Raw genomic sequence first — 11,719 nt, 5'->3', positions numbered from 1 at the left:
GACGTGCGACGATCATAACAAACCTGAAACCGCCAATTCGCGGACGACGGCGCATGCGTGAAATGGCTTGACTGAGACGACCCCGTTACCGAAGTCCTGACCCTTCTGTATCTCGTATCTGGTAGCGTGGTCCCGTCACGTGTCCCGACCAGGACCCGTGACGGGGTGGTGCGCGACGTCTGACCCTTGTGGCATGACCACGCTTCTTAGCCTGTCGGCACCGCCTCTCCTTCATTGTCTCGAACAGTTGCCAGCGGCCCTCGTGGAACCGCGTATCAGAAGGAGGAGAGCATGGAGAAGGTAACACACGGTCGGATCATCGGGATAGATGTGAGCCGAGACTGGCTCGATATTCACTGCCTTCCGGACGGTCAGCGCCATCGCATCCCCAATACCGATGATGGCCATGTCGCGGTGTCTGATCTCGCTCACGACCAGAGAGCCGTCGTCTGTTTCGAAGCGACGGGCGGGCAGGAATGGCGGCTCTGGCGCTATCTGGAAGATGCAGGCGTCGAAGCCCGCCAAGTACCACCGGCCCAAGTCAAGGCCTTCGCGCGTAGCCTTGGAACCCGCGCCAAGACCGACAGGATCGATGCCGGACTTATAGCGCGGTTCCTGGTCTTCAGGCCCGAGGCGGGACGAACACTTCCCGCGGAACATCTACGTCTTCTCAGGGCCTTGACCACCAGGCGGGCACAGGTGGTCGAGATGCGAAAGCGGCTACTGGCGCAGATCCGCGCGCATCGGAAATCGGGAACTGCAGAGCTGTTCGAGGATATCGATATAGAGCTGAAAGAGCGGTTGGATGTCGTGATCGCCGAGCTGGAAAGCCGAATTTCAGAGCTTCTCGGTCGCGACAGGCATCTTGCGGACACCGCGCGGATCCTTCGTTCCGTTCCCGGAATCGGGCCGGTCGCCAGTTCGACGCTGATCGCCGAACTTCCCGAACTCGGCGCGATCTCCGGCGAACAAGCAGCAGCGCTGACCGGTCTGGCGCCTGTGGCGCAGGACAGCGGAACGCTGCGCGGCAAGCGCGCCATCGCCGGTGGCAGGCGTGCTCTGCGGCACGTTCTGTTCCAGGCGGCACTGGTTGCCTCACATCACAACCCGACACTCAAAGCTTTCGCCGATCGGCTCCGCAGGGCTGGCAAGCCGCACAAAGTCGTTGTGACAGCGGTCGCACGCAAGCTCATCATTGTCGCCAATGCTCTCTGCAAAAGACAGCGAGAATGGGAGCCAAGCCACCCCTAAAAGATACAGTTGCTAGGTCAGGGACCGATAGACGACAATGGGATCTGATGCTGTAACCGCCCCCCCCCCCGGCGGCATCGATGTGCCATATGTGGACGGCCTCCTCCCCGCAAGAACACTCTGACGATTTTGATCGGATCGCTTGCGTTCATATGTCCGGCCTGTTGGTGCGCTCGCACATGAACGCTGGCCAAGATGGATTCCGCGACATGGGTTCCAAACAAGGTGACGGCCACATCGGGCCATTGGCACATACGGGGTGTCCCACATCTTGGATCGATCGATCACACCATCTTCAGGTTTCCTGCAAGTTCACGCATCAGCTCAGCACGGCAACGTCTTTCTCTTGATCACCGTAACTGACCGATCGGATCACGCCGCGCTGGCCATAACTGGTCGCGCAGCGGTGTTTTTGTAGGCTTCGCCCGACATCATCATTTTCCACGCAATCCTGGCGATCTTGTTGGCAAGTGCCACGGCCACAAGTTTTGGCGGCTTGCGCTGAAGCAGGGAGATGAGCCAAGGCGAGGCTTTCCTGCCTCTGCCCGCTCTCACCTGTCGAAGCAATGAAGTCGCGCCCACGACGAGTGTCTTGCGCAAAACCTCATCACCTGCTCGCGTGATGACACCTGGTCTGACTTTACCGGCCGTCGAGTGATCCCGGGGCGTCAGCCCCATCCAGGCCGCAAACTGCCTTCCAGATGTAAACTGCTCCGGTGCGGGCGCTTTCATCACCAACAAAACCGCACCGATCGGCCCGACACCGGGGATCGTTGCGAGGCGACGACAGCACTCGTCGCTTCGGTACCAGGTCATTAGTTTCGCCTCTATCTCCTTAAGGCGTTCCTTCATCTGCGCGAACTCTGCTGCCAGTTCCGCAAACAGATCGCGCGCAAGGGCAGGAATGGTCTCATCAGCCATGATCCGATCCAGCAGGCGCGGAATATGACAGAGGCCTTTGGCTGCGGTAGTTCCGAATTCAGCAGCATAGCCGCGGATCGTATTGGCCAGCTGCGTTCGGTCGGCGACCGCACGTTCACGCAAGCCGACCAGCATCAATGCCGCTTGTTGCTCGGCGCTCTTCACAGGTACGAACCGCATTGTCGGGCGGCTCATCGCCTCGCATAGCGCCTCGGCGTCGGCCGCATCATTCTTGCCGCGCTTGACGTAGGGCTTCGCAAGCTGCGGCGCAATTAGCTTGACCTCATGACCGAACCCTCCAAGCAGCCGCGCCCAATAATGCGAGGCACCACACGCTTCGATTGCGATGATGGTCGGCGGGCACTTCGCAAAGAAATCCACCATTTCCTTGCGGCGCATCTTCCTGCGCAGAACCGGTTGTTCGGCGGCGTTCACACCGTGCAGTTGGAAGACGTGCTTTGACGTATCCATGCCAATACGAATAATCTTATCCACGGACGGCTCCTTCGTTTGAGTTCTTCGACGACTCAATCTGGCACATTTCGATGCCATTCGGGGGCCGTCCACTCCAACAAGGTGGGATCGCGACAATCCAAATTGGGAGGCGGTCATGTCGGAGATTATCACGGTCGGACTGGATCTGGCGACATCTTCTGCGCGTCAGTTTCGACACGTTGCAGACCACCAGGGCGATCCTTCTGATCATCGCCAGCGCGGCGATCTTTGCGTGGATACTGGTGTCGAACCAGATCGCGGCCCATCTTTCGGGGTCGATCCTGTCAATCTCGGACAGCCCGGCCTTCGTGATGCTTGCGATCCTGTTGATCGTCCTTGTGCTTGGGCTGTTTCTGGAAACCGTTGCGGCGATCACCATTCTGGTGCCGGTGCTGCTGCCAGTCGCCACCTCGGTCGGGATCGATCCGGTCCATCTGGGCGTGGTCATCGTGCTGGCGCTGACGATCGGATTGCTGACACCGCCTGTCGGTCTGGTCCTGTATGTGCTGGCGGCGGTATCGGGCGTCAGATTCGATCGCTGCGTCCGGGCGACCGCGCCTTTCCTGATCCCGCTGGTCGCGGTCTTGCTGTTGGTGGCCTTCGTTCCACAATTGTCGCTGGCCCTACCGATGGCGGTCGGCAAGTGACCCGAACGCTCGTGGTTTTCAATGATGTTCGGGACCGTGGACCACGTGCAGCACGCATTCCGGTGGACCCATCCGGACTGGGACTTTTCCGCCTATGCGGTGACGGGACAACGCACTGAGGTTCTTGGCCTATCGGCGCGGCCAGCCGCTGACGATCTTACCCTCAAAGAACCGTGGCCCCGTATCCGGGGCCACGGCGGATTGGCATGACAGGTGCTAAAGCGTGGGCTGGATCGCGGCCTCGGCCTTATGTTCGCGGCTGAACAGCACATAGTAGAAGGTCGGCGCGGCGATCAGGGTCAGGATCGTCGCAAAGGCCAGCCCGCCCATGATCGTCACCGACATCGAGGCAAAGAACGGATCCCACAACAACGGTGCCATGCCCAGGATCGTCGTCGCCGCCGCCAGAACCACGGGCCGCAGACGCGAGGTCGATGCCTCGATGATCGCGTGGCGGAAGGGCACGCCCTCGGCGCGGACCAGATCGATTTCCTCGACCAGCACGATGCCGTTCTTCAGCAACATCCCCGACAGCGATAAAAGGCCCAGCAGTGCGGTGAAGGAAAACGGCAACCCGGTGACCAGCAGGCCGATCACCACGCCGTTCACCGCCATCGGCACCAGCAGCCAGACGATAAGCGGCTGACGCAACCGGCCAAACAGCAGGATCGAGATCAGGATCATGATCAGGATCGTCATCGGCAGTTGCCCGCCCAGGCTTTCCTGCGCATCGGTGCTGCTTTCATATTCGCCGCCCCATTCCATGCGATAGCCACTGGGCATCGGCACGGTCTCGACCGCGTCGCGGATCTGGGAAAAGACCGCCGAGGCGTTGGTGCCGCTTGGCAGGCCCGCCTCGACCGTGATCGTAGGCACGCGGTTACGCCGCTGAATCAGGGTGTTGCGCGGCTGCCAGTCGATCTGGTCGATCAGCTGTTCCATCCGCAGGTAATCGCCCGCCGCATCGGAATAGATCATCTGCTCCCACAGATCGGGGGTTTCCCCGAATTCGCGCGACCGGATGCGGATGGGGATCTGCCGGTCGCCTTCCTGATAGGTGGCAACGGTCATGCCCTCGGTCGCCATCAGGCTGGCGTCGGCAATGTCGGAGCGTGTGATCCCCGCCGTCTGCGCACGCTGGGTGGCATATTGCGGCACCAGCACGGGTTCGTATTCGCGCCAATCCGTGCGGATATCCATCAGCGGCGCGTCCTGCGCCTTCAATGTATCGCTGACCTGCTGGGCCAGATCGCGCAGCACCGCCGGATCGGACCCTGAAATCCGCGCCTGAATCGGCGCCCCGCCGCCCGGCCCGAAGGCCAGGCGTTCGGTGCGGAACTCGCCCGCGAACAAGGTCTCGCGGCCAAAGGCATTCAGATCGTCCAGCAGGGGCGGCATCGCGTCCAGCGTTTCGGTCCTGATGATCAGATGCCCATAGGTCGGCATCGATTCCTCGGGCGAATAGGTCAGCATGAAGCGCGTGGCGCCACCGCCGATGAAGCTTGCCACCGAGGTGACGTCATCGCGTTGCAGCAGCCAATCCTCGGCCTGTTCCAAATCGCGCGATACCGCCTGAATGTCGCTGCCCTGCGGCAGCTTGTAATGGGCGTAGAAGATCGGCGTGTTGCTGTCGGGAAAGAACTGCTGCGGAACCTGAGCAAAGCCGCGATAGCACAATGCCGTCACCACGACCATACCGGCCAGAAACAGCCAGCGCACGCGCAAAGACAAGCCCAGCACCTTGCGATAGGCGTTGAAGATCGGGCCGGAATAGCCGTCATCGCCTTCGTTGCCACGCTTGAACACGTAATGCGCCAGCAGCGGCGTGACGGTCAGCGCCAATACCCAGGATAGCAACAGTGAGATCCCGACGACGGCGAACAGCGAGAACAGGAATTCGCCGGTCGCGTCGGGCGAAAGACCGATCCCGGCAAAGGCCATGATCCCGATGACGGTCGCGCCCAGCAGCGGCAACTGAATGCGGCTTGCGCCCTCATCCGCCGCCTCGCGGGACGTTTTGCCGCCCTGCATCTTGATCTGCATCGCCTCGGCCACGACGATCGAATTGTCGACCAGCATCCCCATGGCGATAATCAGCGCCCCAAGCGAGATCCGCTCCATCTCGATGCCGCCAAGCGCCATGAAGAAGAAGGTGCCGATCACGTTCAGAAACAGCGTCGCGCCGACAACCACCGCAGACCGCCACCCCATGAACACCGCCAGCACGATCACCACCAGCGCGACCGACATGGCCAGGTTCTTCAGAAACCCGGTCGAGGATTCATCGACCACGACATGCTGCTGATAGATCGGGTGAAATTCAACGCCATGAGGAAGATCGCCGCGCAGGTCCTGCAGCTTTGCATCCACGCGATTGCCGATATCGACAATGTTTTCCGAGGCGATCCCGGAGACACCCAGGGTGAACGCCTCTTGGCCGTTAAAACGGATGATCTGGCGCGGCGTTTCGACGCGGCCCCGTTCGACCGTGGCGATATCGGTCATCTGAACGACCGTGCTGCCGACATTGATGGTCAATTCGCGCAGCGCGTCCACGCTGTCGGTGCTGCGGGGCACGTCCAGATCGAACCGCTTGCCATCCGCGGCCAGCGACCCGGCCGAGGCGATCTGCGCGGCGGCCCTGATCTGTTGGGTCAGCGCGGCGGGCGGGACGCCCAGATTGGACGCGATGGCCATGTCGGGCATGACATAGACCGCCTCTTCGGGCAGGCCCGCGACCGACACGTCGGCAACACCATCGACGGTCAGGATCTCGCGCCGAAGAAAGCTGGAAATCTCGTGGATCTCGGCATCGGAAAAACCCGGCGCGGTCACGGCGAAATAGATGCCGAAGACATCGCCGAAATCGTCGTTGACGATGGGCTGGGCCGCGCCTTCGGGCAGTTGCCCGGCGGCATCGGCGACGCGGTTGCGCAGCTCGTCCCAGACCTGCGGCAGCTCATCGCCCTTGACCGTCGGCAGGATTTCCACGTCGATACGCGACTGGCCGGGCTTGTTCGATGAGGTCACGGTATCCAGCACGCCCATCTGCTGAATCGCGGATTCCAGCGGCTCGGTCACTTCGCGCGCGACCTGCGCCGCCGTGGCGCCCGGATAGCTGGTAAAGACCACCGCCGTCTTGATCGTGAAGGCCGGGTCTTCCAGCCGCCCGACATTCAGATAGCCCCACAGCCCGCCCCCCAGACAACCCAGGATCAGCAGCCAGGTCAGCAGCGAGGCTTCGATCGCCTTGCGTGCAAGGTTCATGGCTGCCCCCCGTCATCCGACAGACCGCCAAAGCGACGCACGCGGTCGCCATCGGACAGCATGGCCGCGCCGGCAGCCACGATGGTCGCGCCGTGCTCCGGCCCCTCGATCATGCGGAAAGAGGTGCCCGATCCGGGCTCGATCACCACGTCATGGGCAGTCAGCGTTCCGGTCTGCGCGTCGCCCTCATCGGCGGCAAAGACCAGCACCTGCGCCGTGCCATCAGGCGCGAAACGCAATGCGCTGGCAGGCAGGATCACCACACCATTGCCATCCGCGCGCGAAATTTCGGTCAGCACGGTCGCCGAAGCGCCGGGCAGCAGATGGTCGGGCGTGTCCGTCGTCAGCGCGAAGGACACGCGATAGGTCTGGCCCACCTCGGTCGCCTCGGCGGTCAGTTCGCGAAATTCCAGCGGATACAGCGGGCCGTCATGAGTCAGCCGCGCCTTGGCCGCGAATTCCGGCTGTTCGCCGAACTTGCGAAACAGGATTTCGGGGGCCTTTATCTCGATCTGGACCTCGCTCATGTCATGGGCGCGCACGATCGGCTCGCCCGCCGCGATGGTCGCATAACGGTCCGCCAGACGCTGCGAGATCAGCGCGTCGAACGGCGCGATCAGGGCCGCGTCCTCAAGGTTTTCGACCGCATCGTCATAGCCGACCTGCGCCACGTCGCGGGCGGTGCGGGCATCGTCGATATCGGCCTGCGGCACGATCCCGGCACCCAGTTCGGTCACGCGTTTCAACTGTCTTTCGGCCTGATCCAGCTGGGCCTGCGCCTCGCGCACCGCGCGTTCGAAGGGACCGGTATCCAATTTGCCAAGCAGATCGCCCTGCTTGACGAATTCGCCTTCACGGATGGGCAGTTTCTCGATCTGACCTCCGGCGCGGAAGGACAGATCGACGGTATTCCGCGCCGTGATCCGGCCAAAGAAACGGCGACTGACGACATCCTGCGACGGCTGCACCACCATCAGCTTGGCCGGTCGCAGATCCTCCTGCGCCAAGGCCGGGACGGCGCAGAGCAGCGCAAGCAGCCCGGAAACAAGAAGAGAGAGTGATCTCATGAGAAACCTTCGAAGTGAAACCTGAAATGGGGGAAAGGTGGCGGGCGTCTGGACGGATGCCGCCCTCATGGCCCCGGCGCGTTATGGCGACGACCGGGCCGCACGCGCAGCCGGGTCACAGCCCGTGTTCCGGAAAATTGCGAAATCATGTGCGATATGCCTTCAAACTTCAGCGGATCTTGGCTAGACAATTACGGAACCGGGCAGTTCCGGAATTCTTTAGCGAGGTTCCCGTCAAAGTGAAAGCCGAAATCAAGGAACTGACCCGAGGCTGCCGTTTGCGCGGCAGGCCCCCTTCGGCCGAAGCGGCGGAAAGGATCGTCGAGGCCGCAACCGCGCTGTTTCTTGGCAAGGGTTACGGGGCCACGACCATGCAGGATGTCGCACGGCGCTTTGGCGGATCCAAGCAGACCATCTATGCCCGCTTTCCCGACAAGAAGGCGTTGCTGGAGGCTGTCGTGACCGCCTTCACCGAACGCAAGTTGCAGACCCCGCGCCAGCTTGCCGCCGCTGACGGCCCGGCGGATCAGATGTTGCGGCAACTGGCCCGCGCCATGCTGAACGCGATCATGGACCGCGACTCGGTCATGATGCTGCGGCTGGTGATTTCGGAATGCCAGGCCGCGCCCGATCTGGCCGAGATGATGGAACGGCGCTGGCGTCGACCGGGGCTTGAGATGGTTCAGCTGGTGATGGAGCGCCTGATTGCGCAGGGTCAGTTACAGGGCGATGCCGGGTTTCTGGCCCGGCATTTCTGCGAATCCGTCCTGCTGCCGCATGCATGGGATTCGCTGTTCGAAATGGGCGAACTGACGGAGACGACAGACAGGCTGCAGGTTCTGGACGCGGCAGTCGATTTTTTCCTGTCGGCGGCAGCGCCGAAAGATGCCGTCAGCCCGCAACCGAGCCGACCGGGTTTACCGCGCGGCGACGGGCAGCTTGCTGGAAGCCTTCATCTCTTTCAGCGACAGGTTCGAACGGATGCTGGTCACGCCCGGAAGCCGCCGCAGGGTACTGTCCACGAAGCTGCTGTAATCATCCAGATCACGCGCCACGACGATCAGCAGAAAATCATCTGCGCCGGTCGTGTTATGGCAGGACAGGATGTTCGGCGTGGTCTGCACGATGCGCTGAAACTCGGCCGTGGCGGCCTGATCATGTTCCGAACAGCGCAGCTGCACGAACGCCATCACACCCAACCCCAGCTTGCGGCGATTCAGATTGGCCTGATAGCCCTCGATGACACCGCTTTCCTCAAGCCGCTTCAGGCGGCGCCAGCAGGGCGTCTCGCTCATACCCAGATGCTCGGACAGTCTGGCATTGGTCATGCGGCCATCATCCTGCAACAGCGACAAGAGCTGGGCATTGACGACATCGATATCAGGCATGGGCAGAAATCCCTTCAAATTCGTCACAACAGAAAAGATATTGCCCCATTATTCGAATATCAGGCCAGGAATGGCAATGGATTTGCCGCTGCACTTCCTATGATCGCCACCGAAACTCAATCAGCACGAGGTCGCGATGAAAGCCGTCATGTTCGAAAAATTTCAGGAAGCCCCGCGGCTGGTCACGGCGAAGGATCCCGCGCCTCAGCCAGATGGGGTCGTGCTGAAGGTCGCCGCCACGGGTGTCTGTCGCAGCGACTGGCACGGATGGATGGGCCATGACGACGATATCGACCTGCCCCATGTGCCGGGACACGAACTGGCGGGCATCGTCGAGGCGGTGGGCAAGGATGTCACGAACTGGAAGGTCGGCGACAAGGTCACGGTGCCCTTCATTTGCGGCTGCGGCAGCTGTTCGGAATGTCACGCGGGTCAGCAGCAGGTCTGCTTGCATCAGGAACAGCCCGGTTTCACCCATTGGGGATCCTTTGCCGAATATGTCGGCATCCATCAGGCCGATCTGAACCTTGTCGCGCTGCCCGACAGTATGGATTTCGCCACGGCGGCCAGCCTTGGTTGTCGCTTTGCTACATCGTTCCGGGCGGTGATCGATCAGGGCAGGGTCAGCGCGGGCCAATGGGTCGCGATCCACGGCTGCGGCGGGGTCGGACTATCGGCCGTGATGATCGCTGCGGCAGCCGGGGCAAATGTCATCGGCGTCGATCTTGATCCGGCGAAACTGAACTTCGCCCGTGAACTGGGGGCCGTCGCGGCGATCGACGGGCGCGAGGCGGACGTGCCCGGCGCCATCCGCGATATCACCCGTGGCGGTGCGCATGTATCGCTTGATGCGCTGGGGCATCCGGTGACGATGACCAATTCGATCCTGTGCCTGCGTCCGCGCGGCAAGCATGTTCAGGTGGGCCTGATGCTGGGCGAACACGCTGCGCCCGCAATCCCGATGCCCAGGATCGTCGGGCAGGAAATCCAGCTTCTGGGCTCTCACGGGATGCAGGCGCATCGCTATGGCGCGATGCTGGACCTGGTCAGCAGCGGCAAGCTGAACCCCGCGCGGCTGGTCGGCGATCGGATCGCCCTGGCAGATGCGCCACAGGCGTTGATGGATATGGACAAGTTCCAATCGGTCGGCGCAACCGTCATCACCCGCTTCTGATCCGCGCAACGCGGCAATCCTGAACCCGCCGATCAGGGTTGCCCGGCCTCGCGCAGGCTCTCGCTCCATTTTCGGATCTCGTCCAGAAACCCGATGGCGGTCAGGCCGGTCGCGGTGATCTGATACTGAACCGAGACGGGGGCGGTATCCAGCACATGCCGGGTGATCAGGCCCTGCGCCTCCAACTGACGCAGGCGTTCGGTGATCATCTTCTTCGACGCGCCGCCAATCATCCGCGCCAGATCGTTAAAGCGCACCGGCCCGTCGCGCAGATGCCACAGGATCGAGCCGGTCCACTTGCCGCCGATGATCCGCATCCCGCGTTCTATCGGGCATGGCTCGGTGCAGACATCATGGGCGATGCGGCGACCCTGCGCATCATGACCTATCCTTGCCTTCATCGGACCCTCCTCATCGCGGCGCCTTTAGGTTACCAAAAGTATACTGGTTGATTTAGGTTTCCGTCCTGCGCATTTCATCGCAAGCCCGCCCCGGGTCAAGGGGCGGCGATGCAACATGACGGACCCAAGGAACCCGACCCATGACAAAAATCCTGATCGTGAACGGAACGCAGCCCTACGACTTCGCGCCCGGGCGGCTGAATGCCACGCTGACCGACCGTGCCAGATCGCTGCTGACATCCCTGGGTCACGAGGTCCGCGTGACCACGATTGATGAGGGCTATGATGTCCAGGCCGAGGTCGACAACCATGTCTGGGCCGACACCGTCATAATGCAGTTTCCGGTCAACTGGATGGGCGCGCCCTGGACGTTCAAGAAATACATGGATGAGGTCTATACCGCGGGCATGGACGGACGCCTGTGTGCCGGGGATGGCCGCCACGCCCGGGATCCCAAGGCCAATTACGGCACGGGCGGCAGCTTGCAGGGTACCAGCTATCTGCTGTCGGCCACGCTGAACGCCCCGGCCGAAGCCTTCGACGATCCCGCCCAGCCATTCTTTTCAGGGCATGTCGCTGGACGATCTGTTGCGCCCCTTGCACCTGAACGCCAGATTCTTCGGCATGACCCCGCTGCCCAGCTTTGCCGCCTTTGACGTGATGAAAAAGCCCGACATCGCCTCGGATCTTGCGCGGTTCGACGCACATCTTCGGGACATCTTTGCGGTTGTTCCGGCCTGACCGCCGCCCCACGCCCCCACACGCAAGAACCAGCGTCATGACCCGGACCGACATCCATCTTTACACCGCCGCCACGATGAACGGCTACAAGCCGGTGATCTTTCTGGAGGAGGCAGGCGTTCCCTATGACCTGACGCTGGTCGATTTCGGACGGCAGGAACAGAAGGCGCCCGACTATCTGAAGCTGAACCCGAACGGCAAGATCCCGACCATCGTGGATCGTGCCGAGGGCCGCGCCATTTTCGAATCCGGCGCGATTCTGTGGCATCTGGCCCAGAAATAGGCTCTGCCTCAATTTGTGTGGCGGAACGGTAGCATTCTCGCCCGCAACAATTCTGGACCGGCGCGACCATACATTGCGCGTTTG

At 62.0% G+C, this 11,719-nt stretch carries 10 protein-coding genes and 1 pseudogene; 6 read left to right on the top strand and 5 right to left on the bottom strand.

The genetic code is table 11. The features are described from left to right. The first annotated feature begins 291 nt into the window (after positions 1-291). Positions 292-1,251: an IS110 family RNA-guided transposase gene (locus AC2SGK_RS17510; RefSeq protein WP_488324690.1), complete on the top strand. Its 960-nt coding sequence runs from the start codon at positions 292-294 to the stop codon at positions 1,249-1,251. Between the two features lie 372 nt (positions 1,252-1,623). Here the strand turns inward: AC2SGK_RS17510 and AC2SGK_RS17505 are convergent, their stop codons facing one another. After that, positions 1,624-2,667, bottom strand: a complete 1,044-nt coding sequence (locus AC2SGK_RS17505; protein WP_488324689.1) for an IS110 family RNA-guided transposase — start codon at positions 2,665-2,667, stop codon at positions 1,624-1,626. 50 nt (positions 2,668-2,717) lie between these two features. Here AC2SGK_RS17505 and AC2SGK_RS17500 point away from each other — a divergent pair, with 50 nt between their 5' ends. After that, entirely contained in the window at positions 2,718-3,314 is a 597-nt protein-coding gene (locus AC2SGK_RS17500) for an SLC13 family permease (RefSeq protein ID WP_488324688.1), read from the top strand. 216 nt (positions 3,315-3,530) lie between these two features. On the opposite strand, the gene AC2SGK_RS17495 is transcribed toward AC2SGK_RS17500, so the two are convergent. Both AC2SGK_RS17495 and AC2SGK_RS17490 read right to left on the bottom strand, forming a co-directional pair. Further along, positions 3,531-6,581 (bottom strand): efflux RND transporter permease subunit, encoded by a 3,051-nt coding sequence (locus AC2SGK_RS17495; RefSeq protein ID WP_488324687.1) that lies wholly within the window; start codon positions 6,579-6,581, stop codon positions 3,531-3,533. Next, positions 6,578-7,648 (bottom strand): efflux RND transporter periplasmic adaptor subunit, encoded by a 1,071-nt coding sequence (locus AC2SGK_RS17490; RefSeq protein WP_207470264.1) that lies wholly within the window; start codon positions 7,646-7,648, stop codon positions 6,578-6,580. Before AC2SGK_RS17490 ends, AC2SGK_RS17495 begins: the two co-directional genes overlap by 4 nt. A 26-nt stretch (positions 7,649-7,674) precedes the next feature. Between AC2SGK_RS17490 and AC2SGK_RS17485 the strand changes: the two are divergent. After that, positions 7,675-8,508: pseudogene (locus AC2SGK_RS17485) on the top strand (TetR/AcrR family transcriptional regulator); the annotation flags it as partial. A 57-nt stretch (positions 8,509-8,565) separates the two neighbouring features. Here AC2SGK_RS17485 and AC2SGK_RS17480 read toward each other — a convergent pair. Beyond that, complete coding sequence (locus AC2SGK_RS17480; RefSeq protein WP_242690216.1) at positions 8,566-8,976, bottom strand: Lrp/AsnC family transcriptional regulator; 411 nt, start codon at positions 8,974-8,976, stop codon at positions 8,566-8,568. A gap of 196 nt (positions 8,977-9,172) precedes the next feature. On the opposite strand from AC2SGK_RS17480, the gene AC2SGK_RS17475 reads away from it, so the two are divergent. After that, positions 9,173-10,210: a zinc-dependent alcohol dehydrogenase family protein gene (locus AC2SGK_RS17475; RefSeq protein WP_207470262.1), complete on the top strand. Its 1,038-nt coding sequence runs from the start codon at positions 9,173-9,175 to the stop codon at positions 10,208-10,210. Positions 10,211-10,242: 32 nt separating this feature from the next. Here the strand turns inward: AC2SGK_RS17475 and AC2SGK_RS17470 are convergent, their stop codons facing one another. Next, entirely contained in the window at positions 10,243-10,611 is a 369-nt protein-coding gene (locus AC2SGK_RS17470) for a winged helix-turn-helix transcriptional regulator (protein WP_207470261.1), read from the bottom strand. 140 nt (positions 10,612-10,751) lie between these two features. On the opposite strand from AC2SGK_RS17470, the gene AC2SGK_RS17465 reads away from it, so the two are divergent. Both AC2SGK_RS17465 and AC2SGK_RS17460 read left to right on the top strand, forming a co-directional pair. Next, positions 10,752-11,267, top strand: coding sequence for an NAD(P)H-dependent oxidoreductase (locus AC2SGK_RS17465; protein ID WP_242690209.1), 516 nt, complete (start codon positions 10,752-10,754; stop codon positions 11,265-11,267). A 122-nt stretch (positions 11,268-11,389) separates the two neighbouring features. Beyond that, positions 11,390-11,635 carry a glutathione S-transferase N-terminal domain-containing protein gene (locus AC2SGK_RS17460; RefSeq protein ID WP_242690207.1) on the top strand — a complete coding sequence of 82 codons (246 nt, stop codon included), beginning with the start codon at positions 11,390-11,392 and terminating at the stop codon, positions 11,633-11,635. Positions 11,636-11,719: the final 84 nt, after the last annotated feature.

The organism is Paracoccus sp. NIOT.M2S5SZ12 (assembly GCF_057748165.1).
Note: the sequence above shows the minus strand (reverse complement) of the source record. Positions and strands in the feature narration are given on the sequence as shown.